27 protein-coding genes are annotated in these 26,490 nt (G+C 67.9%); 16 read left to right on the forward strand and 11 right to left on the reverse strand.

Annotated elements, in window-relative coordinates; all coding sequences use genetic code 11:
* The first annotated feature begins 293 nt into the window (after positions 1-293).
* From ABIB15_RS05095 to ABIB15_RS05105, 3 genes are read left to right on the forward strand one after another with little or no spacing between them, the layout of a single operon-like run.
* The gene (locus tag ABIB15_RS05095; protein WP_354475799.1) at positions 294-2,072 is read left to right on the forward strand and encodes a glycosyltransferase family 2 protein; all 1,779 of its coding nucleotides are present in this window, start codon (positions 294-296) and stop codon (positions 2,070-2,072) included.
* Positions 2,069-2,800, forward strand: coding sequence for an HlyD family secretion protein (locus tag ABIB15_RS05100; protein ID WP_354475801.1), 732 nt, complete (start codon positions 2,069-2,071; stop codon positions 2,798-2,800). The genes ABIB15_RS05095 and ABIB15_RS05100 overlap by 4 nt, the downstream gene beginning before the upstream one ends.
* A gap of 1 nt (position 2,801) precedes the next feature.
* On the forward strand, positions 2,802-4,865 hold the full coding sequence (locus tag ABIB15_RS05105) for a glycosyl hydrolase (protein ID WP_354475803.1): 2,064 nt from the start codon (positions 2,802-2,804) through the stop codon (positions 4,863-4,865).
* On the opposite strand, the gene ABIB15_RS05110 is transcribed toward ABIB15_RS05105, so the two are convergent.
* Both ABIB15_RS05110 and ABIB15_RS05115 read right to left on the reverse strand, forming a co-directional pair.
* Positions 4,853-5,965 carry a baeRF11 domain-containing protein gene (locus ABIB15_RS05110; RefSeq protein WP_354475805.1) on the reverse strand — a complete coding sequence of 371 codons (1,113 nt, stop codon included), beginning with the start codon at positions 5,963-5,965 and terminating at the stop codon, positions 4,853-4,855. The two genes, ABIB15_RS05105 and ABIB15_RS05110, sit on opposite strands and share 13 nt — an antisense overlap.
* Before the next feature lie 125 nt (positions 5,966-6,090).
* The gene (locus ABIB15_RS05115) at positions 6,091-6,864 is read right to left on the reverse strand and encodes a lysophospholipid acyltransferase family protein (protein ID WP_354475807.1); all 774 of its coding nucleotides are present in this window, start codon (positions 6,862-6,864) and stop codon (positions 6,091-6,093) included.
* A 116-nt stretch (positions 6,865-6,980) separates the two neighbouring features.
* On the opposite strand from ABIB15_RS05115, the gene ABIB15_RS05120 reads away from it, so the two are divergent.
* Complete coding sequence (locus ABIB15_RS05120) at positions 6,981-8,036, forward strand: zinc-dependent alcohol dehydrogenase family protein (RefSeq protein WP_354475808.1); 1,056 nt, start codon at positions 6,981-6,983, stop codon at positions 8,034-8,036.
* A gap of 127 nt (positions 8,037-8,163) precedes the next feature.
* Complete coding sequence (locus ABIB15_RS05125; RefSeq protein ID WP_354475810.1) at positions 8,164-8,958, forward strand: nuclease-related domain-containing protein; 795 nt, start codon at positions 8,164-8,166, stop codon at positions 8,956-8,958.
* Between the two features lie 10 nt (positions 8,959-8,968).
* On the opposite strand, the gene ABIB15_RS05130 is transcribed toward ABIB15_RS05125, so the two are convergent.
* Positions 8,969-9,268, reverse strand: coding sequence for a hypothetical protein (locus ABIB15_RS05130; RefSeq protein WP_354475812.1), 300 nt, complete (start codon positions 9,266-9,268; stop codon positions 8,969-8,971).
* Between the two features lie 208 nt (positions 9,269-9,476).
* Here ABIB15_RS05130 and ABIB15_RS05135 point away from each other — a divergent pair, with 208 nt between their 5' ends.
* The 6 genes from ABIB15_RS05135 (at position 9,477) to ABIB15_RS05160 (ending at position 14,274) form a co-directional block, all read left to right on the forward strand.
* Positions 9,477-10,580 (forward strand): S-(hydroxymethyl)mycothiol dehydrogenase, encoded by a 1,104-nt coding sequence (locus ABIB15_RS05135; RefSeq protein ID WP_354475814.1) that lies wholly within the window; start codon positions 9,477-9,479, stop codon positions 10,578-10,580.
* Entirely contained in the window at positions 10,577-11,206 is a 630-nt protein-coding gene (locus ABIB15_RS05140) for an MBL fold metallo-hydrolase (RefSeq protein ID WP_354475816.1), read from the forward strand. Before ABIB15_RS05135 ends, ABIB15_RS05140 begins: the two co-directional genes overlap by 4 nt.
* 12 nt (positions 11,207-11,218) lie before the next feature.
* Positions 11,219-12,148 carry an alpha/beta hydrolase fold domain-containing protein gene (locus tag ABIB15_RS05145; RefSeq protein ID WP_354475818.1) on the forward strand — a complete coding sequence of 310 codons (930 nt, stop codon included), beginning with the start codon at positions 11,219-11,221 and terminating at the stop codon, positions 12,146-12,148.
* Between the two features lie 32 nt (positions 12,149-12,180).
* Positions 12,181-12,696 carry a flavodoxin family protein gene (locus tag ABIB15_RS05150; protein WP_354475819.1) on the forward strand — a complete coding sequence of 172 codons (516 nt, stop codon included), beginning with the start codon at positions 12,181-12,183 and terminating at the stop codon, positions 12,694-12,696.
* Between the two features lie 97 nt (positions 12,697-12,793).
* The gene (locus tag ABIB15_RS05155) at positions 12,794-13,849 is read left to right on the forward strand and encodes a 2,3-butanediol dehydrogenase (RefSeq protein ID WP_354475821.1); all 1,056 of its coding nucleotides are present in this window, start codon (positions 12,794-12,796) and stop codon (positions 13,847-13,849) included.
* Positions 13,850-13,989: 140 nt separating this feature from the next.
* The gene (locus ABIB15_RS05160) at positions 13,990-14,274 is read left to right on the forward strand and encodes an iron-sulfur cluster biosynthesis family protein (protein WP_354475822.1); all 285 of its coding nucleotides are present in this window, start codon (positions 13,990-13,992) and stop codon (positions 14,272-14,274) included.
* On the opposite strand, the gene ABIB15_RS05165 is transcribed toward ABIB15_RS05160, so the two are convergent.
* Together ABIB15_RS05165 and ABIB15_RS05170 are read right to left on the reverse strand one after the other, a co-directional pair.
* Positions 14,271-14,861, reverse strand: coding sequence for an SOUL family heme-binding protein (locus tag ABIB15_RS05165; protein WP_354475824.1), 591 nt, complete (start codon positions 14,859-14,861; stop codon positions 14,271-14,273). The genes ABIB15_RS05160 and ABIB15_RS05165 overlap by 4 nt on opposite strands.
* A 251-nt stretch (positions 14,862-15,112) precedes the next feature.
* On the reverse strand, positions 15,113-16,363 hold the full coding sequence (locus tag ABIB15_RS05170) for an alkaline phosphatase PhoX (RefSeq protein WP_354475825.1): 1,251 nt from the start codon (positions 16,361-16,363) through the stop codon (positions 15,113-15,115).
* Positions 16,364-16,489: 126 nt separating this feature from the next.
* Here ABIB15_RS05170 and ABIB15_RS05175 point away from each other — a divergent pair, with 126 nt between their 5' ends.
* Positions 16,490-17,047 carry a DinB family protein gene (locus ABIB15_RS05175; protein ID WP_354475827.1) on the forward strand — a complete coding sequence of 186 codons (558 nt, stop codon included), beginning with the start codon at positions 16,490-16,492 and terminating at the stop codon, positions 17,045-17,047.
* Between the two features lie 183 nt (positions 17,048-17,230).
* The gene (locus ABIB15_RS05180) at positions 17,231-17,782 is read left to right on the forward strand and encodes a DUF6023 family protein (RefSeq protein ID WP_354475828.1); all 552 of its coding nucleotides are present in this window, start codon (positions 17,231-17,233) and stop codon (positions 17,780-17,782) included.
* Here the strand turns inward: ABIB15_RS05180 and ABIB15_RS05185 are convergent.
* The 5 genes from ABIB15_RS05185 to ABIB15_RS05205 are packed head-to-tail and all read right to left on the reverse strand — an operon-like array spanning position 17,671 to position 22,367.
* Complete coding sequence (locus tag ABIB15_RS05185) at positions 17,671-18,897, reverse strand: NAD(P)/FAD-dependent oxidoreductase (protein ID WP_354475830.1); 1,227 nt, start codon at positions 18,895-18,897, stop codon at positions 17,671-17,673. The genes ABIB15_RS05180 and ABIB15_RS05185 overlap by 112 nt on opposite strands.
* A gap of 8 nt (positions 18,898-18,905) precedes the next feature.
* Positions 18,906-19,097: a ferredoxin gene (locus ABIB15_RS05190; protein WP_354475832.1), complete on the reverse strand. Its 192-nt coding sequence runs from the start codon at positions 19,095-19,097 to the stop codon at positions 18,906-18,908.
* On the reverse strand, positions 19,094-19,984 hold the full coding sequence (locus ABIB15_RS05195) for a fumarylacetoacetate hydrolase family protein (RefSeq protein WP_354475834.1): 891 nt from the start codon (positions 19,982-19,984) through the stop codon (positions 19,094-19,096). Before ABIB15_RS05195 ends, ABIB15_RS05190 begins: the two co-directional genes overlap by 4 nt.
* The gene (locus ABIB15_RS05200) at positions 19,977-20,885 is read right to left on the reverse strand and encodes a DODA-type extradiol aromatic ring-opening family dioxygenase (protein WP_354475835.1); all 909 of its coding nucleotides are present in this window, start codon (positions 20,883-20,885) and stop codon (positions 19,977-19,979) included. Before ABIB15_RS05200 ends, ABIB15_RS05195 begins: the two co-directional genes overlap by 8 nt.
* Positions 20,886-20,888: 3 nt before the next feature.
* The gene (locus ABIB15_RS05205) at positions 20,889-22,367 is read right to left on the reverse strand and encodes an aldehyde dehydrogenase (RefSeq protein WP_354475836.1); all 1,479 of its coding nucleotides are present in this window, start codon (positions 22,365-22,367) and stop codon (positions 20,889-20,891) included.
* 92 nt (positions 22,368-22,459) lie between these two features.
* Between ABIB15_RS05205 and ABIB15_RS05210 the strand changes: the two genes are divergently transcribed.
* Positions 22,460-23,026, forward strand: a complete 567-nt coding sequence (locus tag ABIB15_RS05210) for a gamma-glutamyl-gamma-aminobutyrate hydrolase family protein (RefSeq protein WP_354475837.1) — start codon at positions 22,460-22,462, stop codon at positions 23,024-23,026.
* On the opposite strand, the gene ABIB15_RS05215 is transcribed toward ABIB15_RS05210, so the two are convergent.
* The gene (locus ABIB15_RS05215; RefSeq protein WP_354475839.1) at positions 22,986-23,504 is read right to left on the reverse strand and encodes a MarR family winged helix-turn-helix transcriptional regulator; all 519 of its coding nucleotides are present in this window, start codon (positions 23,502-23,504) and stop codon (positions 22,986-22,988) included. The two genes, ABIB15_RS05210 and ABIB15_RS05215, sit on opposite strands and share 41 nt — an antisense overlap.
* A gap of 137 nt (positions 23,505-23,641) precedes the next feature.
* Between ABIB15_RS05215 and ABIB15_RS05220 the strand changes: the two genes are divergently transcribed.
* Together ABIB15_RS05220 and ABIB15_RS05225 are read left to right on the forward strand one after the other, a co-directional pair.
* Positions 23,642-24,892: a cytochrome P450 gene (locus ABIB15_RS05220; protein ID WP_354475841.1), complete on the forward strand. Its 1,251-nt coding sequence runs from the start codon at positions 23,642-23,644 to the stop codon at positions 24,890-24,892.
* Positions 24,893-24,900: 8 nt separating this feature from the next.
* Positions 24,901-26,313 (forward strand): pyridoxal phosphate-dependent decarboxylase family protein, encoded by a 1,413-nt coding sequence (locus ABIB15_RS05225; RefSeq protein ID WP_354475843.1) that lies wholly within the window; start codon positions 24,901-24,903, stop codon positions 26,311-26,313.
* Positions 26,314-26,490 lie beyond the last annotated feature (177 nt).

Raw genomic sequence — 26,490 nt, forward strand, 5'->3', positions numbered from 1 at the left:
TCCCATCATGAGCGACCGTGACATAGGGTGAAAATACACCCGCCGTTGTGAGTTGTCGTTTTTCTGCCTCCTAGTCGGCTGAAAAACCACTCCGCACCGCCGCCACCGGTCGTTTACCCGACGACCACGTGGCACGCGGATGCCAGCGACGTCGCTGCGATCTGACCGCCGACGACCTGGCTTACACTCCTGCCGTCTGTTGTCCTGTCGCCCCGTGGCGCTCGCGCGTCCCGAATTCGTCGTTGCTGGCATATTGCCCCGCACGCCCAGCTCTTCACCCCGAAAGAGACGATATGACGACCCTGGAATCTCGACCCCCCAGTTCCCCTCCTCCCTCTGGCTCCCTCACCGACGGGTCCGACTCCACGCCGCTCGACCCGGATGCCGCATTTACGCAGCGGCTCGCCGCCGCGGAGTCCGCCAGGGCGCCCGCACTCCAGCGCACCACACGAGCAGCGAGAAACCCCGGCGCGGGTGTTCGCACCCAGTCGCCGTCGCTGGTCATGCTGGTGCTCATCGCGACCCTCGGCATCCTCGCCTACGCGGGCTTCCTGCTGAACCCCGAGAGCAGGGGCGACTGGCTGCCCTACACGATGGTGATCATCGCCGAGATGATTCTCATCGTTCAGGCCCTCCTGTCGATGTGGACGATTCTCTCCGGAACGCAGGACCCGCGAGAGTTCGGCTTCCACCAGGCCAAGAGCGAGCTCTTCGGCGATGCCGCGACCGGCTCGCCGAGCGACCAGCTCTACCTCGACGGCGCCCCGATCGCGGTCGACGTCTTCATCACGACCTACGGGGAAGACCTCGACGTGATCCGGCGCACCGTCGGGGCAGCCCTCAGAATCCGCGGCGCACACACCACGTGGATTCTCGACGACGGCCGTTCCGACGAGGTGCGCGACCTCGCCAGCGAGCTCGGAGCCCGCTACGTCCGGCGCCTCAGTTCCGGCGGGGCCAAGGCGGGGAACGTCAACCACGCGCTCTCGCTGAGCAGCGCCGGGTACTTCGCGATCTTCGATGCCGACTTCGTACCCTCCGAGGAGTTCCTCGTCGAGACGGTTCCGTTTTTCTCGGACGAGCACGTCGCGTTCGTGCAGACGCCGCAGACCTACGGCAACCTGCACAACGTCATCTCGCGGGGCGCCGGCTATATGCAGGCGGTGTTCTACCGGTTCATCCAGCCGGGGCGAAACCGCTTCAATGCGGCATTCTGCGTCGGCACCAACGTGATCTTCCGGCGCACGGCGGTCAACGACGTCGGCGGCATCTACACCGACTCGAAGTCCGAGGACGTGTGGACTTCGCTCATGCTGCACGAGCGCGGCTGGCGCACGATCTTCGTCCCGATGACGCTCGCGATCGGCGCGGCCCCCGACACCGTCGAGGCCTATACGAAGCAGCAGCTGCGCTGGGCGACCGGCGGGTTCGAGATCCTGCTCAAGCACAACCCGCTGAGCCCGAAACGCAACCTCACCCTCGACCAGCGCCTCCAGTACCTCGTGACGGCATCCTTCTACCTCACCGGGATCAGCCCGCTGCTCCTGCTGCTGGTCCCGCCGCTCGAGATCTTCTTCGACCTGCGCCCCGTCGACCTGCAGACCACCGTCGTCACCTGGGTGCTCTACTACGCGGGCTTCTACCTGCTGCAGATCCTGCTCGCGTTCTACACGATGGGATCCTTCCGCTGGGAGACGCTCATGCTCGCCGCAGCATCCTTCCCGATCTACGTCGCCGCGCTCGTCAACGTGCTCGTCGGCAAGGAGCAGCGCTGGAGCGCCACCGGCGACAAGTCGAAGGTCAGCTCTCCCTTCAACTACATGATTCCCCAGGTGCTGTTCTTCGTCTTCCTGCTGCTCACCTCGGTCGTTGCCATCTGGCGCGACGTCGACAACGGCGTCGCGACGCTCGCGATGGCCTGGAACGTCACCAACACGTTCATCCTCGGAAGCTTCGTCGTCGCCGCCATGCGCGAGTCGAGCACGCAACGACAGACCGCCAAGGCCCGGCGCGCCACCGCACCCACTTCCCGTACCTCCCGCTCTGCCCGAAAGGCGGCACCGCTCTCATGACCTGGAAAAATCGCTTCAAACTGTTCTTTGGACTCATCGGAGTAGTCGTCATCGTCGCGGCCCTCACCGTGGTCTTCAACCAGCGCCAGGCGCAGGTGACGAGCACCTCGGCCTCGATCGAGGCCGACAGGTACCCAGTGGGGACCGACTACGGCGGAACGCTGATCGAGCGGTTCGTCGACGACGGCGACGCGGTGACCGAGGGAGACACCCTCTTCACAGTGCAGAGCCCGTCGCTCCAGGCCGACCTCGCGGAGGGGCTCGTGCAGCCCGACACCGTCGCCTACCAGGTCACCCCGGAGGGCATCGTCACCCTCACAGCGACCGTCGACGGCACCGTCTCGGGAATCACGACCGAGCGGGGCTCCTTCGTGCAGGCCGGCCAGGTGCTCGCGACGATCGACGAGGCCAGCTCGCTGTACGTCGCCGCCGACTACGTGCTCTCGAGCCGGGACTACGCCCGCATTGAAGATGGTGCGCAGGTCGAGATCGCACTGCCGAACCAGGCGCTCATCCGTGGCGTCGTGAGCTCGATCGAGGTCACCACGACGGAGGGGGAGGCCGAGACCTCCGTGCGCATCGACAGCGACGAGCTCGAGGACGGCGCGTTCAACGGCCTCGTCTCCCGCGGCACCCCCGTGACGGCCAGGCTCGCGCTGCGCGACGACGGCCCGCTTGCCGGGGTCGGCGATGGACTGTTCGACTTCCTGCGCAAGATCGGACTCTGACATGGCTGACCACCGGTCTGCCCGGAAGCTCGCACCCGCCGCCGCGGCACTTGCACTGCTGGTCGCTGTGACCGGCTGCTCGTTCGGCGGGTCGGATGCCGGGCCCGGGCCGACCGGCGAGGGCGAGTCGGGCGCCGAAATCTTCCCCGACTCCGTCGTGGCACCCCTCATCGATGCCCTGCCCGAGCGCACGGTCGCGGAGCTGCCCGAGGCGCGTCTGGCCGAGGGACTGCTTCCGCCGACCAACCGCTGGTTCTCCGGCCTCGTCTTCGGCGAGGACTCGATGCCGGTATTCCCGCTCCCGTTGTCGTTCCAACTCACCGATGGCGGGTTCGAGCTCGGTGTGCCCAACGTCACCACCGCACCGAAGGTGATCATGGGCGGATTCGTCGGGCACGTCGGCGCCGACATCGGCGCGGACTCCCACCGGGTCACCGCCTACGACACCGCGTCGGTCACGATCTCCCAGTTCGACGGCGACACCGAACTGGGCGCCACTGTAATTGCGCAGGGATCGCCGTTCGTACACTTCACGGCATCCGAGGCGGTGGACGTCGAGTTGCGCACGGCGTTCACACCCGACAATTCCGAGGGCCTCTGGACCGCGGAGATCGACGGCACGACCTACGGCCTGGTCAGCGAGGGGTCGCTCTCCGACACCGGCACGACGCTGAAGCTCGACGGCGACCAGCACGCCAGCTGGTTCGCGGTCGCCGACGGCGCCGAGCTCGCCGATTTCGCCGAGGCGGCGCGGAATCCGGTCACCGGAACGAGCCTCGACTACGCCGTCGACGCCGAGCGCGTCACCACGAGCATTCGCTACGAGACGGAGGGCGACGGCGAGACCCTGTTCGCCGCACTGCCGCACCAGCACGGGGCGCTCGCCGGCACCACCGACTGCGCGGCGGGGAGCTATTCGAGCGTCTACGGCGAGATGCGGCTGTGCGCGGGCGACACCCTGTCGTGGTCCGCGCCGCTGCTCGAGCCGTCGGGCGAGCTCGACCTCTCGGGCCTGGACGACGAGCAGCGTGCCGAGTTGGCCGGCCAGGTCGAGGCCGATGTGGCCTCGTCGCTGCCCTTCGCCGAGGACACCTACTTCGGCGGCAAGTCGCTGTACCGCTCCGTGAACCTGATGAGCGTCGCTCGCCAGGTCGGAGCCGACGACGCGGCTGACGAGCTGAAGGACCGTCTCGTCAGGCAGATCGGCGAGTGGATGGAGCCGGGCGGCTGTGAGGTGCGCGATGTCCAATGCTTCGTCTACGACGCGGAGGGGAAGGGGATCGTCGGGCTCATGCCATCGTTCGGCTCCGAGGAGTTCAACGACCACCACTTCCACTACGGCTACTTCCTTTACGCCGCCGGCGTCGTCGCGGCCGACGACCCCGACCTCGCTCAGGAGTGGGCTCCGGTCATGAACCTGCTTGCGGCCGATCTCGCCACCTCCGGCGAGAGCAGCTATTTTCCCGAGCTGCGGGTGTTCGACGCGTACGGGAGCCACTCCTGGGCGAGCGGCACCTCGCCGTTCGGCGACGGCAACAACCAGGAGTCGAGCTCCGAGGCGGTGACCGCCTGGAACGGCCTCGCCCTCTGGGCGACGGCGAGCGACCAGCCGGAGCTGCTGACCGCGGCGACCTCGATGCTGTCGGCCGAGGCGGACTCCGCGCGCGCCTACTGGACCGACTTCCCGCTCGACGATCCGATCTACGAGGGGTTCGACCACACCATCACCTCCCTCGTCTGGGGTGGCAAGCGCGATTACGCCACGTGGTTCAGTGCCGAGTCGAGCGCGATGCTCGGCATCGTCGTGCTGCCCATCAGCCCGGTGTCCGGCTATCTCGGGGTCGATCCCGACCGGGTGCGCGCGAACCTCGAGGATTCCGCACCCGACGGGTTCGACGTTCTGTTCGGCGACTACCTGCTCATGTACTCCGCCCTTGAGGGGCCGGATGCCGCGGCGGAGGCCATCGACATCGCGCGGACGCTGAGCGACGAGCGGATCGACGACGGCAACAGTCGCGCCTACATGCTGGCGTGGCTCATGGTCGAGGCGGGTCAGAAGGGGTAGCGCAGCACCGCGGCGACGGGGGAGCCGGCCGGCATGTCCGCGGACCTGACGGCCCGCGCAGTGCCGCCGGAGCGCAGCACCCGCGCCGCGATCTCGTCGACGATTCCGTAGGTGTCGGCGGACACGCCGGGTGCCACCTTGAGCGCGCCGGCCTCGTCAATCGAGCCCTCAAGGGCAGAGTCCATGTCGAAGACCAGCTCGTCGATCGCGGCGGCCGTCGCCGCCCTCGCCACGTGCCCGAGGTCGGTCGTGGCCTTGTCGCGCGACCGTTCGACTTCGAAGTGCTCCCACCACGAGGCGAGGTCGGCGGCGTGGAGGTCGTCGAGAATCGCGCGGGCGCGCTCAGTGAGATCGACGAGGCTCAGCGACTCGGGGTTCGCCCCGATGCCCTGGTCGGCGAGGTGCCGGTAGCGGTTGATGGCGCGATAGGCCGGCTCGAGGTCGGTGCTCGCGGCGATGATCAGCGGAATCGTGCTGGCGCCGATCGCGTCGAGCACGGCATCCTGCACGATGCGGCAGTACTTGTGCTGCTCGGTCTTCTCTCCGTTGGCACCCTGGGCGCGCGGCATGGCGAAGTCGTCCTCGCTTGTCGTGTACTCGAGCACGCTGTGCACATCATCCGGCAGCTGCAGTTCCAGGTGCCGCACCGGCTGGCTGCTCGAGAGGGCGTAGAGCTCGATCGTGCCCTCCGTGAGAGTGAGCACGAAGGCCTCATGGCTGAACGACACGGCCCTCAGCAGCATTCCGATGTCGAATCGATCGCCGACGGCGAGGTGGTTGCGCAGGTCGTTGACGAGCCGGAAGACCCTCAGGAATCCCGGCGCGGCGAAGATCGCGAAGCCCCGGGCCTGGTCGGTCCAGAAGACCGGATTGTCGTCGAGGCCTTCGAGCGGCCCGATGATCTCGCGTAACTTCGCGGGGTCCATTCCCTTTTCCTTCAGTTCGCGCTCCGCGTGCGCGACGGCTCCCTTGAGCGCAATCCTCGACTCGTCGCTTTCCCTCGGTATCGGCGACGAGCGAAGGTAGATCGATACGCACGCCTCGTCGCGGTGACTGGTGAGTTCGCGTAGGTCGGATTGGGTGGGCAGCACCGGTTGCATTGACGTGGCTCCTTTGACTGCGGCTTACTGCGGCGGCGACGGATCACTTGGAGGGTACGCCGAGCCCGAAGGGGCCGAAAGGGTCCTACGGCCCGTGGGCTCCGCCCGAGCGTCAGCTGCGGGGGTCAGCCGCCGCTGGCCTCTCGTTCGCGGCGTTGGCGTCGTTCCTCGTCGGCCGCGGCCGCTTCCTCGGGTGTCGGAGCGGTTCCGCCGAGGTGACGCGGCTGCCACCACTGGCCGGTACCGTCGACCGGATATTCCGACTGCAGCCCGTCGACGAGGCGTTGGAGCTCGTCGCGCAGCGCGTTGGTGCGCTTACGCACGTCGTCGTCCGCCGTGACGGTCATCGCGCGACCGAAGGCGTAGGTCACGAGAATGCCGAAGCGCTCGCGAAACGCAACCTTGTGGTTCTTGGTGAGCAGGCGGTGGCCTCCCCAGATCGCGACGGGGATGATCGGCACTCCGGCCTCTGCCGCGAGGCGCACCGCGCCCGTCTTGAGCTCACGGACCGTGAACGAGGAGTTGACGCCGGCCTCGGGGAAGACGCCGATGAGTTCGCCATTGCGCAGGGCCGAGACGGCCTCGGTGTAGGCCGAGGCGCCAGCCGTCATGTCCACCGAGATGTGGCCCATTCCCCGCAGGACGGAGCCGAGCACGGGCTTGTCGAAGACCGCTCGCTTGGCCATGAAGCGGATGCGGCGCGTGTTGTGCATCCAGGTCGCCCACTCGACGAGGGCGAATTCGAGGTAGCCGAAGTGGGTCATCGCGATGACCGCTCCCCCCGAGTCCGGGATGTTCGCGAGCCCCGTCTCCGCGCGTCGAAGACGCCAGAATCCGAACAGGGCGCGCCCGACGATGATGGCGGTGTCGTAGATGGCTTCGGTGGGGCGACGTCTCACCTCACCATCGTAGAACCGGTTCCTGAGCCTCGGGGCTTAGGGCTCTAGCAGTGCCGGTTGCGATGGGGCTACGGTCGGGACAGTTGAACTATGCCCATCTCTCGAAAAGGAACTCCATGAAGGCGCTCGTCTACAAAGGTCCAGGCCAGAAGTCATGGGAAGACGTTCCCAACCCGAAGATCCTGCAGCCGACCGACATCATCGTGAAGATCGACACGACGACGATCTGCGGCACCGACCTGCACATCCTCAAGGGGGATGTCCCCACTGTGGAGGTGGGTCGGATCCTCGGCCACGAGGGCGTGGGCACGATCACCGAGCTGGGCGCCGCCGTTACGAGCCTCACGGTGGGCGACCAGGTGATCCTCTCCTGCATCTCCGCCTGCGGACACTGCAGCTACTGCAAGATGGGCGTCTACTCGCACTGCCTCGCCGACGAGGGAGCATCCGGCATCGGCTGGATCTTCGGCCATCTCATCGACGGCACGCAGGCCGAATACGTGCGTGTGCCCTTCGCCGAGACGTCGGTCTACCGGCTTCCTCAGAACGTCACCCCCCAGCAGGGAACCGTGCTCTCGGACATCCTGCCGACCGGGCACGAGATTGGCGTGAAGTACGGCAGGGTCAAGGCCGGCGACGTTGTCGCGGTCGTCGGTGCGGGGCCGGTCGGCCTCGCGGCGATCGCCACTGCTGGTCTTTACGGTCCCTCACGGATCATCGCGATCGACCTCGACGCCAACCGGGTCGAGCAGGCGAGGAAGTTCGGCGCCACCGACACGGTTGTCTCGAGTGATGCCGACTGGAAGGAGCAGGTGCTCGCGATGACCGATGGGCTCGGCGTCGACGTCGCGATCGAGGCCGTCGGTATTCCGCTGACCTTCACGATGTGTCTCGACATCGTGCGCCCGGCCGGTGCCGTGGCGAACGTCGGTGTGCACGGCAAGTCGGTCGACTTCCCGCTGCAGGACCTATGGATCTCGAACATCAACATCAGCATGGGGCTCGTCAACACCGACACGCTCGACATCCTGCTCAAACTCGTCGCGCAGAAGAAGATCGTGGCCGAGAACTTCGTGAGTCACACCTTCAAGCTCGGGGACATCATCGAGGCCTACGACGTGTTCGGGCGCGCCGCCGAGACAAAGGCCCTGAAGGTCATTCTCAACGCGTGAGAGGCTCCCCGTTCGGGGGCTAATACGCCGAGATAATCTCGCATACTCTGATCCGGGCACAATACAGCCCGGAACTGTGGACGGCGGGAAAACACGATGAACGAATCACACGGCTGGAATCCCAACGGTGCAACGTGAACCGGTGAGGGAGCGCATCCCTTCGTACACGGTCATGCGCGAATGCCTGCGGCGCCAGTCCGCGACCGCCGATCGGGGCACTGCGGCCCGGGTCTTCGGCCAGTCTCCACTGAATCCGGAGGTGCGCGGCTGGTATCGCGGCGCCCTGGGGGAAGTGGAGGTGGTCGGGGAGCTCGGGCGCCTGGGCGACGAGTGGACGGTGCTGCACGCCGTTCCGCTCAGTTCGAGCACGAGCGAAGTCGACCACCTGGCAATCGGTCCTGGAGGCCTCTACGCAATCACGACGAGGAACCCGAGCGGGCAGCGAGTGGTCGTGATGGGGGGCACCGTGCGTGTCGATGGGCGGCCCACCGACTTCATTCGCATCGCGCGTGACGAGGCCGAGCGTGCCGCAACGTCGCTGGGCAGGGCGCTCGGTGAAGCCGTCGAGGTGCGCCCGGTCATCGTCATCATCGATCCCGCCTCGACCTCTCGTCGCCCTTCATCGGTTGCGGTGCTCGAGTCGGGCGAGGTGTGCGCGTGGCTCCTGAACCAGCCCATTGTTCACTCGGACGGCGCCGTCGCTCGGATCGCGACGGCCGCGGAGACCCCCGCGACCTGGCGCGATTGCCCGCTCGTCGACGACCAGGCGGAGAGCCCCGAGGCGTCCTTCGCAGTGCTTCGCTCCGAGGTCGACGCCGCACGATCGCGCGCGCGAGGCTGGATCGTGCTCGCTCTGACTGCGGTCCTTGGCGCCCTCGGTGTGGGAGCCCTGGCGCTTTCGAACCTGTTGTCGGTCACCTAGCCGCGCGGGATCAGCCCGCGGACGTGCTCATCGAGATCGCGACCACGACGGCGAGTGCGCCGAGGGTGACTCCCGCGATCGCGAAGCCGGGCCGGGTGGTTCTGAGCTGCATTGCGGCGATTCCCGCAGCGAGCGCGAGGAGAGCGGGCACGAGCCCCACCATGCTGATCGCCGGGATGGCGGACTGGGCGGCAGCGATAATTCCGAGGAGGGCCGCGGCGAACGCGAGGGTCTCGGGCTTCATCCGGAGCGCTCGCCGACGCTGCGGCGTCGGAGTGAGGATCGGGTGCTCCCGGGTGTGCTCTGCCACGAATCTCCCCCGAACGCGCTGGCGGGGTCTGGGCCAGCTCTCGTTACGCTAGCCCAGTGTCGAGCATTAATCGATTGAATGTTGCAAAGACGTGACAGTGAGTCGAATTGCGTGCCCGATCGAGGCGAACTCGAGCCATCAGCCGACTGTGATCTGATGGGGAACGCACAACAAGTCGGCAGCACAACGAGAGGAACGGTCCACACAGATGGTGCACAGGGTTCAGGCGGTCGTCGTCAGGAGCAAGAATGCCCCCGTTTCGCTTGAGACGATTCTCGTGCCCGACCCCGGACCGGGGGAGGCGCTCGTTGACATCCTGACCTGCGGGGTCTGCCATACCGATCTGCATTACAAGCAGGGCGCCATCAACGACGACTACCCCTTCCTGCTCGGGCACGAGGCCACGGGAGTCGTCGCGGCAGTCGGAGACGGCGTCACGAACGTCGTGCCGGGGGACCGCGTCATCCTCAACTGGCGCGCGGTCTGCGGGCAGTGCCGGGCCTGCCGCCGCGGGGAGGCGCAGTACTGCTTCAACACCTTCAACGCGACCCAGAAGATGACCCTCGAGGACGGCACGGAGCTCTCGCCGGCGCTCGGCATCGGAGCCTTCGCCGAGAAGACCCTCGTCGCGGCGGGCCAGTGCACCAAGGTGGACGAGGACGTCGACCCCGCCGCCGCGGGGCTACTCGGATGCGGCGTCATGGCCGGCATCGGCGCCGCAATCAACACGGGCGACGTCGGCCTCGGCGATTCCGTCGCCGTCATCGGCTGCGGCGGCGTCGGCATCGCCGCGATCGTCGGCGCGAAACTCGCCGGCGCGACCACGATCATCGCCGTCGACATCGACCAGCGCAAGGTCGACCTCGCCGTCTCGCTCGGGGCGACGCACGGCGTCAACTCCCGCGACGACGACCCGGTCGAGGCGATCCGCTCCCTCACCGAGGGCAACGGTGCGAACGTCGTCATCGACGCCGTGGGCCGGCCCGAGACCTTCACCCAGGCGTTCTACGCGCGCGACCTCGCCGGAACAGTGGTGCTCGTGGGGGTCCCGTCACCCGAGATGACGATCGAACTGCCGCTGCTCGACGTCTTCGGCCGCGGCGGGGCGGTCAAGTCGTCCTGGTACGGGGACTGCCTGCCGTCGCGCGACTTCCCGATGCTCGTGAGCCACTACAAGCGGGGCAACCTCGACCTCGACGCGTTCGTCTCCGAGCGCATCGGGCTCGGAGACATCGAGGAGGCCTTCGAGAAGATGCACCGCGGCGAAGTGCTGCGATCGGTCGTCGAGATCTCGGCGGCGGTGTCGTCGTGAGCTTGCGCATCGACAACATCGTGACCTCCGGCACCTTCTCACTTGACGGCGGCACCTGGGAGGTGGACAACAACGTGTGGATCGTCGGTGACGACGACGAGGTGGTCGTGATCGACCCCGCGCACGACGCGAAGGCCGTGGCGGTTGCGGTCGGCGACCGCGAGGTCATCGGAATCCTTCTGACGCACGCGCACGACGACCACATCCGCGCCGTCCGCGAATTCGCCGACCAAGTGGACGCGCCGATCTACCTCAATCCCGCCGACCGGATGCTCTGGGACGAGGTGTATCCCGGGATCGCGCCAGAGGGGGAGGTCAGCGATGAAGAGACCTTCGAGATCGCGGGGGCGACGATCACCGCGGTCGCGACTCCGGGGCACTCGCCCGGGTCGACCTGCTACTACCTCCCGAGCGAACACACGCTGTTCTCGGGCGACACCCTCTTCAAAGGTGGGCCGGGGGCGACAGGGCGGTCGCACAGCGACTTCGGCACGATCATCGAGTCGATCCAGTCGCGCCTGCTGGTGCTGCCACCCGAGACCGTCGTGCTCACCGGACACGGCGACTCGACCTCGATCGGCGCCGAGGCTCCCCACCTCGCGGAGTGGATCGCGCGCGGGCAGTAGCCCGCGCCCCACATGATGCAGAGTCTCGCCAGCAGGTTCATGCCGCTCGCCCTGACCCTCCGGGGGTCGAAGAAGCAGTTCAACACCGCCGAGGCGACACTCGCGCGCGTCGCCCAGTTGCGGGTTCGACCCCGCAGCTGGGCGCCTCCCCGGAGGCTCTCGCGTCGAGTCGACATCACCGTGCGCACGGTCGGCGGATGGCCCGTGTACGAGGTCGCCCCGCGCGGCGCACCCGTGAGTCGCCGCGCTCTCTACCTGCACGGCGGCGCCTACGTTTTCGAGATCGCCGCCCAACACTGGTCGCTCATCGCCGACCTCTCCATCTCGTCCGGGGCACGGTTCACGGTGCCGATCTTTCCGCTGGCACCGGCAGACACTGCCGCGCGGATCGTTCCGGCGGCGACCGAACTCGCCGCCGCGCTGATCGGTGAGGTCGGGGCCGAGAACACGACACTAATTGGCGACTCCGCCGGCGGGGGCATGGGTCTTGCCGTCGCGATGCGGCTGCGCGACGAGAATCGGGGCGCGCCGCGCCTGGTCCTCATCTCGCCGTGGCTCGACATCAGCGGAACCGATCCCCAGCTCGCGGTCATTGCGCCGCGCGACCCCTGGCTCGCCGTGCCGGGAACACACGCCGCCGGCCGGCTCTACCGCGGTGAGCTTGCCGAGGACGACACCCTGGTCAGCCCCATCAACGGCAGCCTCGCCGGGCTCGGTGCGATCACCCTGCTCAGCGGCACCCGCGACATCGTCAACGCGGACGCATCGCGGCTCGTGCGCCTTGCGGCGGCATCCGGACACCCGCTCGACTACCACGAGGCGCCCGAAATGCTGCACGTGTACCCGCTGCTGCCGATTCCCGAGGCGCGCGAGGCACGCCGGGTGATCACGGCGGCGATGCTCACGGTCAAGCCCTGTCCGAAGGGCGTTGTCGAGCCCTAGCCTGATTCCACGCCGACAATTGGAGGGGCGCCATGCACGCCCTTGTGGTCTACGAGAGTCTCTGGGGTAACACGGAGCAGATCGCGCGGGCGGTCGCGGCCGAGCTGGCGACGAAGATGGACGTCGAGGTGGTCGAGGCGGACACGGCGCCGGTCTCGCTCGAGGGCATTGACCTGCTCCTGGTCGGCGGACCGACGCACGCGTTCTCGATGTCCAGGTCCACTACTCGCGAGAGCGCTGTCTCTGATCACGCCGCGCCGCATGCGCCCGGTCGTGGAATCCGGGAGTGGCTGGCCGATGTGGTGCTCCCGCACGCCACGAAGGCGGCGACCTTCGACACCCGGGTGAACGCCCCGAGGTTGCCGGGCTCGGCAGCGAAGGCCGCGAAGCAGGAACTGCGTAGCCTCGGCGCGCAGATGGTGGTGAAGAAGGAGTCATTCCGCGTGCAGGGCTATGGAGGTCCGCTGATCGATGGCGAACTCGAGCGCGCAGCGGAGTGGGCCCGCTCGATCGTCAACGCTGCCATGGAGGGCTCGGTGCGCTCATAGCGGGAGGGTGATCGCGCTGCCGTGCGGCGCGGACGGGGGAGCGGGCGTAGCCTGAGATTGTGGCCGCGTTCACGGCCTCAAGAGGAATGAGATCCCCATGAAAGCCGCTCGCTACTACGCCAAGAACGACATCCGCATCGAGCAGGTCGATGCCCCAACGCTCCGCCCCGGCACCGTTGCGATCGATGTCGCCTGGTGCGGCATCTGCGGCACCGACCTGCACGAGTACCTCGACGGGCCCATCTTCATCCCCGCGCCGGGGCATCCGCACCCCATCTCCGGCGAAGAGGCCCCGATCACCATGGGGCACGAGTTCTCGGGCACCATTACGGCCGTCGGTGAGGGCGTGACCGACCTCGAGGTCGGACAGAACGTCGTCGTGGAGCCCTACATCGTCGGCCCCGACGTGTCCACCGGACCCGGCGAGAGCTACCAGCTCTCCGAGAACATGAACTTCATCGGGCTCGGCGGCCACGGCGGCGGGCTCAGCGAGAAGGTCGTCGTCGAGCGCCGATGGGTGCACCCGATCGGTGACATTCCGCTCGATGTCGCCGCGCTCATCGAGCCACTGTCCGTCGGGCATCACGCCTTCGTGCGCAGTGGGGCGAAGGCCGGCGACACCGCCCTCATCGGCGGAGCTGGCCCCATCGGCCTCCTTCTCGCCGCCGTGCTCAAGGCCGAGGGGCTCACCGTCTTCATCTCCGAGCTCAGCCAGGCGCGCAAGGAGAAGGCGACGAGCACCGGGGTCGCCGACCACGTGCTCGACCCGAGTGAAGTGGATGTCGTGGCGAAGGTCCGCGAGCTCACGGGTGGCAACGGCGTCGATGTCGGCTTCGAGTGCTCGAGCGTCAATGTCGTGCTCGACACCCTGCTCGACGCGGTTCGGCCCGGCGGGGTGGTCGTCAACGTGTCGATCTGGGGTCACCCGGCGACCGTCGACATGCAGAAGCTCGTGCTCAAGGAGATCGACCTGCGCGGCACCATCGCCTACGCCAACGACCACCCGGCGACGATCAAGCTCGTCCAGGACGGCAAGGTCGATCTGGCTCCCTTCATCACCGGCAAGATCGCCCTCGACGACCTCGTCAGCAAGGGATTCGACACCCTCATCAATCACAACGACACGCAGGTGAAGATCCTCGTTCACCCGTAGTGAGCTCACCCGTGCGGGGCGATCGCCTCGCCCCGCACGTGTGTAAACCATCCGAGATCGCGAGTCGGGTTGTGATCGCGCGTCGAGGTGTAGAAGACTCGGCAGTTCGATCCGATGCCCCACCGATGAAAGGTAGAACCGTGACTCTGACCCTTACCGACAAGGCGAGCACTGTCGTCAAGGCCATCTCGGCGCAGTCCACCGAGTCCGAATCCGGAGGCCTTCGCATTGCCGCCGACGGAGATGCAGCCGACTTCAGCATCTCGGTCGTTCCGGCCGCCGAGCCGAGCGACACCCTCGTCGAGAACGGCGGGGCCCGCGTCTTCCTCGACCCCAGCGCGGCTGAGGCGCTGTCTGAGGCGGTTCTGGATGCCGACGTCGAGGACGACGGTGCCGTGCGCTTCTCGGTCGGGACCGCCTCCTAGCGCGCGGCCCCGTCACCGCCGGGCGCCGCACCATCGGCAACGTCGATGAGGACTTCGTTGCGGCGCAGAAACCACGGCTTGTATGGCGGGTCGAAGCGCGCGAACCGAGGCTCGCCGAGCGGCGTCATCCCCGCAGCCGACACGTCCGCGAGGAGGTCGGCGCAGTGCTGCTGGTAGGAGGCCTGCGTCCACCGCCCGGAGTACTGCGTTGCGGCGCTGAGACTCTGCGGAACCAGCCGAACGCGCACTTCGGGTCGCACAGGCTCCGGGGCGGTCTCTGCGGTGATCATCGCGGGCAGCACGAACGCGACCGTGTAGGAGCCGGCATCCGCTGTCCTCTGCACGACCGGCGCGGTCATCTCCATCGCCTCCGGGGCGGACTGCTGCACCACCGGCGATGTCATGGCGAGCTTTCGCCGTGACCGGTTCTCGCCGGTGATGTAGCCGAACAGGTAGCGGAAGGCGCGATTGCCGGCATCGTCGAACCCGGCGCTCACGGTGACCTCGGCCACCATGTGTGCGGGGTACCGGCGCAGCTCGAAGCCGGGTTCGGTGCGAAGCACGAGGTAGGGCTGCTGCTCGGTCATGGTGGTGAAGCTACACCCGGTGGTCGGGACTCGGCTGGGCTGCAGGCGCCGCCCCGAGTGCGCCGCCCCGAGTGCGCTACCCCGAGTGCGCTACCCCGAGTGCGCTACCGTGACCGCGTCCCGCACGTCCGTGCCCTCGTCAGGGTCGCCGACTGTGCCTGTTTACGCCGAGCGTGTCTGGTCCGTCGGGCACACTCGGCGTAAACGAGCACTCTCGGTGGTGAGGCACACTCGGGCCCGCCATGGTGTTTCTAGCGGCGTGTGATCGCCCAGGTGCCGTCGGCGAGTGCTTTGGTCGGGTGCTGCACGTTCAGGAACAGCGTCTTCGGGTCCTTGCCGAAGTAGATTCCGCTGATCTCGGCGCCGGTGTCCTTGAGCGAGGCGAACTGCTCGACGCTGTCGGCGGTGCCGTCCTTGCGAGCATCCCGGCCGGCTACCCAGACGTCGGAGAGGTAGTTGTCCTCGACCATCCAGAGCGCGCCATCCGGACCCTGCGCGAGGTTGTCGGGGTTGTTGAACCCCGTGACCCCCGCCGCCGCATCCTCGACGGGAACGTTGAGGCCGGCCTGGACGAACGGCGTCAGCACCTGCGTGTTGAGGTCGATCGCCACCACGCGGTCCTCCGAGGTGTTCGCGACATAGAGGGTGCTGCCGATCACCTCGACGTCTTCGGGGCGGCCGAACTCGGTCGCTCCGACGGCGTTCGCCGCCGCGTCGGTGTCAACGACGACCGCGTCCATGTCGAGGGCAACCCATTCGAACGCGCCGACCTTGTCGTTGAAGGTGGACTGGTTCCAGGCCTGTGCGTCATCGGCGAGCCCGGTGAGTTTGAGGGCGTAGAGCTGCCCGTCGGAGAGGTCGCCGCGGGTCGTCGGCTCGAACTTGTAGATCGATCCGCCGTTGAGCTCGTCGATCACAAAGACGGTTCCGTCGGCGAGCGCCTCGATGCCTTCGTGGCGCATGACACCGACCTCGGTGCGCTCGACGACGTCGAGCACGACGGTCGGGTCGGCGGGGTCGAGGATCGCCTCGAAGAGGCGCCCGCCCGTGGTCTCCTCGGCGAAGAGGATGGTGCCCCATGGCGTCCACCGAATGCCGTCGAGTCGATTCCAGTCGACATCCTGTGCAATGACCTTGGCGTCGCCTGTCGTAAGGTCGACGACGGAGATCGACCCGTTCGCGCCGACCTCATGAGTGCGGTAGAGGTAGCGACCGGCGTGGCGCCCGGTCTCGTTGACGGTGTTCATGTCGGTGAGGTCGTCGACGCCGCCCGGGTAGATGTCGAGGGTTGTCTCGTCTGCGATGAGGGACTGGGTGTAGCCGGCCGGGATGACGAAAGGCTCGGTCCAGTCGGCGGTCGCCGCACCGTACGGGGTTCCGTCGACGGGATCGAAGCCCATCGGGCCGCCGGCGGCGTAGGCGGCGGGGGCGAAGCCGACGCCGACGAGAACCCCGGCGGAAATGACGCCGGCTGCTGCTGAGCTTGCTAATCGATTTCGCATGATTTCTCCTAGTGTGTGGATGCGAGTGACGGGCCCGACGCTATTTGCGGCACGCGAACGGCACAGAGGCCGCAGGTGAACATCGCGCGTCACGGCCGCGGCCCGGTCATTCGTTAGGCTCGCGGAATGCCGATCACCCCTGACGACAAGAACTGGAAGTGGGTTCTCGAGAAGCCCTGCCCCGAGTGCGGATTCGATGCCGGCAAAGTCTCGTTCCGCGACATCCCGTCGCTGATCGAGCTCACCGCCGCGGCCTGGCCCGAGCGCCTGGCGCAGCCCGACGTGCGGGACCGCCCGGATGATGCGACCTGGTCACCCCTCGAATACGCCGCCCATGTGCGCGACGTGTTCCGCATTTTCCGCGAGCGACTGCACCTCATGCTCGAGAGGGATGCGCCCGCCTTCGCGAACTGGGACCAAGACGCGACCGCGATCGCCGAGCGCTACAACGAGCAGGACCCGGCGGTCGTCGCGGTCGAGCTCGTCGCAGCGGCGGATGCCCTCGCGCGCGACTATTCCGCCGTCCACGATGTCGACCTCGGACGTACGGGACTGCGCTCGGACGGGAGCGCCTTCACGGTCGAGTCGCTCGCGCGGTACTTCATCCACGATCCCGTGCATCATCTGCACGATGTGGGCGGCACCGATAAGGTCAAGCGGCGGCGCGACAGCGGCGCGTGTTGAGCTGCGCGACGACGCGAGCAGCGAGTACACAACTCGCGTGTTCCGCGCGAAGTGCCGCATCTTCATGTTCATCGAACGCCTCGGCAGGTCTGGACGCAAAGACCGCGCGCTGCTGCGGAACAGCGCGGTGTGACCCCGCCAGAGCCAGAGACGCCGCGGCGACGCACACACCAGGGTGACGTAATGAGGAGTCCTCTTCGTCTGCGTCAGGCGGTCACCGTAGCCGCCGTCGGACTCGTCGCGGTGCCGCTCCTTGCAGGATGCGCCGCCGGCGCGACCATTATCCAGAGCCAGATGGATGAGCAGGTCGAGTGGTCGGAGAATGCGCTCCCGTTCCGTGACACCGAGGGTTTCGAGGGCGCTGCCTCCGGCAGGCTCGACGCCTCGACGGATGACGTCGGCAGTGGGGTCGGGCTGGGAAGCGTGCCGCCCGGCGACTATCTGGTTCATGTCGTGTGCCGCGGCGAGAGCCCGGTCGAGTTTCACATCACGAGCATCGATGCTGAGACCGGCCTCGCCTCGACGTCTCTGGACTGCGGCGCATCCACTTCTATCGAGGCAACCACAACTACTGCGGGTCTGTTCATCGTCGCGGATGCCGAGGGTCCCGCTGTGTGGGCCGCCTACGTTGCAGGCGAGACGGCCAGGCCGCCCTCTGCAATGACCTTGCGGTACGGCAGCAGCGCCGCCTTCATCCCGAGCCCGACGACGCCGACCATCCGATCGCCGCGGTAATAGCCCACGACGGCCTCCGAGGCGAGCGACCCCCCGAGCAGGCGGATGTCATCGGCGAGTCCCGGCAGCCCGTAGGCCTGGAGTGCCATCTCGAACTGGTTCGACCAGAACGCGGGCATCGGCTCGAACGGAGTGCTGACCGCCTCCGCGAACGCCTCCGGCGAGGCCAGCCAGGCCGCGAGCACGGCACCGGCCCGCTTGCCCGTATCGGTCGGGATATTCCAATGCTCCACCCGCCTCGCCACGTCGTCGAACATCGCGTTCGGGAAGCGGGCGATGTCGCCGACCACGTAGACATCGTCATGAACCGTGCCATCGGCCGAGACGGCCCGCATGGCGGCATCCGCGAGCACCCCGTCGGTGCAGTCGATGCCGGTGCCCGTGAGCCACTCGCTGTTGCAGTCCGAGCCGATCGCCTCGATCAGCAGAGCGGCGGGGATGACAGCGCCGTCATTGAGCTCGACCGCCTCCAGCCGGGGCGCCCCGACCAGCCCGGTGATCGTATGCCCCAGCCGGAATGCGACGCCGTGCGCCTCCTGCCGCGACAGGATTTCCGCGGCGAGGAGTGGCCCGAGCGGGCGCACGATCGGCAGCGCGCTGGGCGAGACCACGGTCACCTCGCAGCCGAGCTTGCGGGCGGTGGCGGCCACCTCGCATCCGATGAACCCGGATCCCACGATCACCACGCGCGCGCCCGGCACGAGCTCGTCGCGCAGGGCCATTGCGTCGTCGAGGGTGCGCACGGTGTGGCGGCCGGGGAGCTCGCGCAGGGCGAGCCGCCTGGGCCTCAGCCCCGTCGCGATCACGAGCGCGGCGTAGGGATGCGCCACGCCGTCACCGGTCGTCACGGTGCGCGCCGCGAGGTCGGCCGAGACGACGCGCGAGCCCAGCATCCACTCGACGTCCGCCGTCGACGCGCGCTGGGGGAAGGCGACCGACTCGTGGGTCACGACCCCCGCGAGCACGTCCTTCGAGAGTGGCGGACGGTTGTAGGGGGCGTGCAGCTCCTCGCCGATGACGGTGAGCGGCCCGGCGTAGCCCGCCTTGCGCAGCGCCTCCGCCGTGCGCAGCCCGCCCATCGCCGCGCCGACGATGATGACGGGACCCGGCGCCACGGCATCCACTATTCGACGATTCGGATGGCCTGCATCGGGCACACGTCCACGGCCGACTCCACGTTGTCACGCTCGGAGTCGTCCGCCGAGGCCAGGTACTCGAGCTTGTCGTCGTCGTTGAGCTTGAAGATGCTCGGCGCCTCGAACACGCACTGCCCGTAGTGCTGGCACAGCGCCATGTCGACTTCGATCTTGATCATTGCGTGTCCTTCACGGTCGACGGGTAGAGGTCTTTGGACGGGGTGCGGATGCCGCGGAACTCCCAGTCTCCGCCCAGCGCGGTCGAGCGCACCTCCTCGCTCTCGGTCGGCTGGGCGCCGACGTCGGTGCGGATCGGGGTCGGGCCGGTGACGATGTGGTTGGTCAGGCGGCCGAGGCCCTCGACCTCGACCTCGACGACATCGCCCGGCTCGACCGGGCGCGAGAACGCCGGCGTGCCGCTGAACAGCAGGTCACCGGGGCTCAACGTAATGGTCCGCGCGATGTCGGCGACGAGGTAGTTCATGTCCCACTCCATGTTCGCCGTGGAGTCGCTCTGCTTGACGACCCCGTTGACGATCGTCTGGATCTGCTTGCCCCTAAAGTCCCAGCCGGTGACCAGCCCGGGACCCACCGGCGCGAGGGTGTCGCTGCCCTTGACCCGAAGCATCGACCCGGCATCGGTGTCGCGGAAGTCGTGCAGGCCGTAGTCGTTGCCGACCGTGTAGCCGGCGATGAAGTCACCCGCCTGCTGCGGTGACACGTTGCGGCAGGTGCGCCCGATCACGATCACGATCTCGCCCTCGAAGTTCAGCCACTTGCAGCCCTGCGGGCGCACCACCGCGGCCTTGTGCGAGTTGAGCGCCGTGACGGGCTTGTGGAAGTACGTCGGCGCGGAGGGGAGCTTGGTCATGAACTCCTCGGTGCGGCTCGCGTAGTTGAGGTGCACCGCGATGATCTTGCTCGGTACCGTCGGCGGCAGGTGCACCGCGTCGTCGACGCCGACCTCGCGGCCGTCGCCGGCCACGAGGGTGTCGCCGTGCCGCTCGACGTCGACCGGGTAGCCGTCGAGCAGGATGCGCCGGAATTCGCGCACGGGCTCAGTCACGCGACAGCGTCAGGTTCTTCGGGGCGGGGAATCCGCCTGCCGGGCGCGGGAACCACACGTGCACTTGGCCGGTGCCGATGGAGTTCTCGTACTCGCTGTACATCACGCCGGGGGCGGTGCAGCGGTCCTCCCCGATCGCGCCAGCGGTGACGAGCCAGTGCCCGAACATCGCCTCGGGGCGGAACTTGTGGAACTCGGGCATCGTCTCGAGCACGCGGGCGTGGTCGCCGGCTTTGAACCACTCGAGGCGGTCCTCGTCGGCGGCGCGGGCGGCGGGGGTGAAGATGTGCGACGGGTCGCTCGCCTCGTGCCCCCGCAGCTCGCGCAGCTTGTAGAAGGTGTGGGACAGGGCGCCGGATGCGAGGATGATGACCTTGCGGTCGCTCGCGGCGATCGCCTCTCCGAGGGCACGTCCGGCGCGGAGCATGTCCTCGTCGGTTGCGGTCTGGCAGATGCTGATGCTCAGCCAGCGCTTGTCGAGTCCCTCGCCGAGGAACTTCCACAGGTTGATCGTGGCGTACATGACCGGCAGGTCCGGGTCGTCGATCGGCGTGATCCAGGTGCCGTTCTTCTCCGCGAAGCTCTCGGCCAGCCGGGCCAGCTCCGGGTCGCCGCGGTAGTCGAACGGAACCCCGTGCATGCCGCGGGGGAGCTCCTCCGAGGTGAACTTGCCGCTGCGGCGCTCGTGCGAGTTGATGACGAACTCGACGGTCGTGGCCCAGTGGCTGTCGACGACGACGACGGTGTCGTAGTCGGCCGTCTCGAAGACGTCCTTGCGCAGCTTTTCGAGGCCGGGAACAAGACTGATCTCGTGTCCCTCGTTGATGTCCAGGCGGACATCCTCGGGAAGCATGATCGTCGGGACGTGTGCGATGAGGCCGACGCCTACGATTTCACCCATGTGCTATTCCTTCCATCCGTGAGGTGCAACGACCGTGTTCTTCACGTCCGCGTAAAAATCAAAGGACCACGTGCCGCCCTCGCGGCCGACGCCCGACTTCTTCGATCCGCCGAAGGGCGCGCGCAGGTCGCGCACGAAGAAGCAGTTGACCCAGATCGTGCCGGCGACGAGCCTCTCGGTGATCGCGGCGGCGTGCGCCCGGTCGCCGGACACGACGACGGCGGCGAGCCCGAACTCGGTGCCGTTCGCGAGCTCGAGGGCCTCCTCGTCGGTGGCGAATTTCTGCATCGTGAGCACGGGCCCGAAAACCTCCTGCGTGAGGATCTCGCTGCCGCGCGCGGCATCGCCTACGAGGGTCGGCGTGAAGTACAGGCCGCCGAGGTCGGCGTTGGGTGTGCCGCCCATGAGGATTCTCGCACCGTCGGCCTCGGCACGGTCGACGAATCCCTTGATGCGTTCGAAGTGCACGGCGTGCACCTGGGGGCCGATGTCGGTGTCGGGGTCGCGCGGGTCGCCCTGGCGAAGTGACGCGGCCTTGGCCTGGAAGGCCGTGGCGAAGTCGTCCGCGATGCTCTCGTGCACGAGCAGCCTCGTGCCGGAGAGGCAGACCTGCCCGGCGTTGTCGTACTGCTCGACGGCGAGCGCGGCGGCGAGTTCGATGTCGGCATCCGCGAGCACGATGCACGGGCTCTTGCCGCCGAGTTCGAAGCTGCACGGGGTGAGGTTGTCGGCGGCGGCGCGGGCGATCGACTTCGCGGTGGGCACAGACCCGGTGAACGAGATGCGGCTGAGTCCCGGATGCGCGACGAGTGCGGCTCCCGCCTCCCGGCCGAATCCCTGCACGAGGTTGAAGACCCCGTCGGGCAGTCCGGCCTCGGTGCAGATGTCGGCGAGCAGGGATGCCGTGAGCGGCGTCCATTCGGCGGGCTTCAGCACGACCGTGTCGCCTGCCGCGAGCGCGGGCGCGATCTTCCACGTGGCGAGCATGAGCGGGGCGTTCCACGGCGTGATGAGGCCGGCGACTCCCGAGGGGTCCCAGGACACGTGGTTCGTGTGGCCGCGGGTCTCGAAGTCATCGTGCGTCAGGTGATTGACGGCCCAATCGGCGAAGAAGCGGAAGTTGTGCGCGACGCGCGGCATGACGCCGCGCAGGTTGCTGCGCAGCAGGCCGCCGTTGTCCATGGTCTCGACATTCGCGAGCTCGGGCAGGCGCTCCTCGACCAGGTCGGCGATGCGGTTCAGGATCGCCGCCCGCTCCGCTGTCGGCATCGCGGCCCAGGCGGGGAAGGCCTCACGAGCGGCGGCGACGGCGAGGTCGATCTCGTGCGCCCCGCCGCGCGCGATGTTGCCGAGCTCGGACCCGTCGATGGGGGAGGTGTTGGCGAAGGTGGTCTTGGATGCCACCCGGCGGCCACCGATGAAGTGCCGCGGGTCGACCGACACTCCGGCCACGGTCACGTCAGCTAGGTCAATGCTCGTCATGCTGCTCCCTGATCCGCAGGCTCGTCGTTAAGTCATTCGGATGCTAATGAAATACACTACGCAATAGCCCGCCCATCTACAACTTGTTTTCGATGGGAGACGTGAGAGGACGCCATGAGCAGCTTTCGCCCCCGGATCGCGAGCTGCCGGGTGGCGGCGACCTCGACCCGGCGACCTACGGAGAGCCGAGCCGGCACGAGAGCGTCTACGACGTTGACGCGGTGCAGGATCCCGTCGACCTCGAGCTCGCCTGGGTCGCCCTCGCGGCCGGCATCCCGCTCCTCGCGATCTGCCGCGGACTGCACATCGTCAACGTCGTGCGTGGGGGATCTCTCGTGCAGAATCTGCCCGTGCACCACCGGCACCACGAACACGACCTGCTCTTCGACCGAGCGCACGAGCGCTTCGGCTTCGCAGGGCCGTCGGTGCGGGCATCGTGCTACCACCACCAGGCCCTCGACCGGCTCGGCGAGGGTCTCGCCGTCGTCGCGCGGGCGACCGACGGGGTGCCGGAGGCCGTGCTGATCGACGCCCCGGGCTGGGCGATCGGCGTGCAGTGGCATCCGGAGGACACCGCGACGAGCGACCCCGATCAGGCCGCGCTGTTCGCCGAGCTCGTCAGGCAGGCGGAATCGTGGAGTCGGCCTTTTCAACGTTGACCGTGATCAGCCGCAGCATCTCGGCGAGTTCCTCGCGGCGGGCGACGTCGATGGGGCCCGAGATGTGCTGCTCCTCGAGATTGAACTCGGGGAACAGCTCGGTCATCATGGCGCGGCCGTCGTCGGTCAGGCGCACGAGCACGAGCCGCCCGTCGGCCTGGCTGCGCTCGCGGGTGACCCAGCCGCGATCCTGAAGGGTCGTGAGCACGCCGGTGAGCGTTGCCTTGGAGAATCCGCCCTCGAGCGCAATCTGGCGGGTCTCGATGGGCTCCCAGATCCAGGTGACCCACAGCACGACGAAACCGGTCCAGGAGAGGTTGTGCTGGGCCAGCACCGAGCGCTCGAGGTGGTTGCGCACGGCGTTCGCGGCACGGAACAGGTTCGAGGTGACGGCCATGGCGGCGTAGTCGAGGGGGAGACCGCCGAGGCGTTCGCTCACCTGGCGCTCCGTCTCGGCAAGCGTGAACGGTCCGGCCATGGGGTGCTCCTCGTCGAATGGTGACGCACGTACTCTATTGGACGGTTCCGGCAAGAAAATCGTGCCCGACCCCGCCCACGATCGATTATGGTTCTGATAGTGATTGTTCGTCCCCGAACAATCACCGAGGAGATGACATGACTTCAATGACGAACGTCACGCTGGCCGACCTGGACCTGTTCGAGCAGGCGCCCCCGTGGGAGCTGTTCGACGAGCTGCGGGCGAAGGCGCCCGTGCACTGGGACGAGGAAGAGGCACCGAACCACGGGTTCTGGTCGCTCACCGGGTACCACGACATCGTGCATGTGCTGCGCGACACCGAGACCTTCTCGAGCGAGAAGGGCACCGTCAACCTCGAGGAGCTCGACGCCGACCAGATCGAGGCGCGCAAGTCGATGCTCGAGACCGACGGGGCGCGCCACCGCGCGCTGCGCCGGCTGATGCAGGGCGAGTTCACCCCTAAGGCCGTCGCCGGCTACGAGACATTCCTGCGCGGGCTCACCGCGACCACGCTCGACGAGGCCTTCGCGCTCGGCGAGTTCGACTTCGTGGCGCAGGTCGCCGCCGACTTCCCGATCCGGGTGCTCGCGCGGATGCTCGATGTGCCGGATGCCGACATCCACAAGCTCATCGACTGGGGCAACCGCATGGTCGGCAACACCGACCCCGAGCACGCCGACGTGCTGGCCGACTCCGAGGAGAGCGAGAAGTACCGGCTGCTCCCGTTCCGCTCACCCGCCGCCCAGGAGGTCTTCGACTACGGGCGGGCGCTCGCCGACCGCCGCCGCGGCCGCAACGGCGTCGACCTTGTGTCGCGCCTGGTCAACCAAGAGCCGATGGACGGCATCCCGCTCTCCGAACGGGATTTCAACAGCTACTTCCTGCTGCTCGTCGTCGCCGGCAATGAGACGACCCGGCACACGATCACCCACTCGATGAACTACCTCATGCAGAACCCCGACCAGCTCGAACTGCTCCAGGAGCGCCCCGAGCTGATCCCATGGGCGGTGGAGGAGTTCCTGCGGATGGCGAGCCCCGTTTACCACTTCCGCCGCACGGCGACCCGAGACACCGAGATCCGCGGCCAGGCGATCAAGGAGGGCGACAAGGTCGTCACCTGGTTCGCCGCCGGCAACCGCGACCCGCAGGTGTTCGACGACCCGTACCGCATGGACGTGACCCGCAACCCGAATGAGCACATGGCCTTCGGTCGCGGCGGCCCGCACATGTGCATGGGCAACGCGCTCGCCCGGCTCGAGATCAAGATCATGTTCGAAGACCTGCTGCCGCGCATCACGAGCGTGCAGCAGATGGGCGAGGTCTCCCGGCTGCGCAGCAATTTCATCAACGGCATCAAGCGCTTCCCGGTGAAGGTGGAGCTCAAGTAAGGAACGGCATGACGACGACAGAACCGGCTGCGGCCGGCGGCCCCGGGGCCGCACCCGCCGACCCGCACGCGACCTTCCCGCATCCGATCTGGGGGGACGAGTCCGACGTCGTCGACCTCGCCCTCGACTGGTCCGCGAAGCGTGTCGTGCGGCACACCGACCCCCTCTCGACAGCGCGCTCCGCCTCGGAGCTCGCGGCGGATGCGGGGCCGACGATCACGGCATCCGGTATCGGGGGAGCGGCGGCCCTCGACGTCTTCGACCGCGTGCTCGAGCCGGCGACCCGATCGCAGGACGATCCGCTCAACCTCGCCTACATTGCGGCTGCGCCGACGCGCGCCGCGATCGCCTTCGACTTCGTGACGAGCTCGGCGAACATCTTCGGCGGGCTCTGGGAGGCTGGCGCCGGCGCGATCTACGCCGAGAATGAGGCCATCGCCTGGCTGGTGGGGCTGCTCGGCTGGCCGGAGGGGGCGGGCGGATGCTTCGTCTCCGGCGGCACCTCTGGCAACCTCTCCGCTCTGCTGACCGCACGCGAGACCGCGCTCTCCCGCCGGGGCGCCCGCCCGCCCGGCGGCTGGAAGCTCGCCTGCTCCGCCAATGCGCACTCGTCGATCCAGACCGCCGCGCGGGCGCTCGACGTCGACATTCTCGACGTCCCCGTCGACGAGCGCGGTCACCTCACCGGACCCGCCCTGCGCGCCGCCCTCGAGCGGTCGCCTGACGTCTTCGCGGTCGTCGCCTCCGCCGGCACGACCAACGAGGGCATCGTCGACGACCTCGCCGCCATCGCGGATGTCTGCGAGGAGTTCGGCGTCTGGCTGCACGTCGACGGCGCCTATGGCGGCGCCGGACTCGCCGCGCCGAGCGTGCGGCACCGCTTCGACGGCATCGAGCGCGCCGACAGCTTCATCGTCGACCCGCACAAGTGGCTCTTCGCCCCGTACGACTGCTGCGCACTGGTCTACCGCGACCCGCAGTTGGCCCGGGCCACCCACTCGCAGCACGCGAGCTACCTCGACCACGTCGACCGGGAATCGTGGAACCCGAGCGAGCTGGCCCTGCACCTCTCCCGCCGCGCGCGCGGCCTGCCGTTCTGGTTCAGCCTCGCCACCCACGGCACCGACCGCTACCGCGACGCGATCGAGAGCTCGATCACGACGGCCAACGAGGTCGCCGAGGCGATCCGGGCATCCGACCACCTCGCACTGCTGCGCGAGGTGGAGCTGTCGGTCGTCATCTTCGAGCGGCCCGGCTACACCGACGCGCAGTACAGCGAGTGGTCGCATGAGGCGGCCGTGACCGGACGGATGCTGTGCGTGCCGACAAAATGGAACGGCCGCACCGTGCTCCGCCTCGCGTTCGTGAACCCCGCCACCGACCCGCGCGCCGTGATCGAGGTGCTCGAGACGCTGCGCTGAGTCACGTGGCACGTTTCGCTTTCATTATTCAGGAGTGACAGGGGTGGGGCGGTGCCGCCACCACGGTTTTCTCGCCCGACCTGCCGCGAATTGCCCGTTTCGGTCCCCTCCGGGTGCGCGAACGGCCCTGCTGGGCCTCGCGAGGGTGCCGGATGCTGGTCTCGGCAAAAACTGCGC

Origin of the sequence: Marisediminicola sp. UYEF4 (assembly GCF_040546025.1) — a bacterium.
Lineage (GTDB): Bacteria > Actinomycetota > Actinomycetes > Actinomycetales > Microbacteriaceae > Marisediminicola.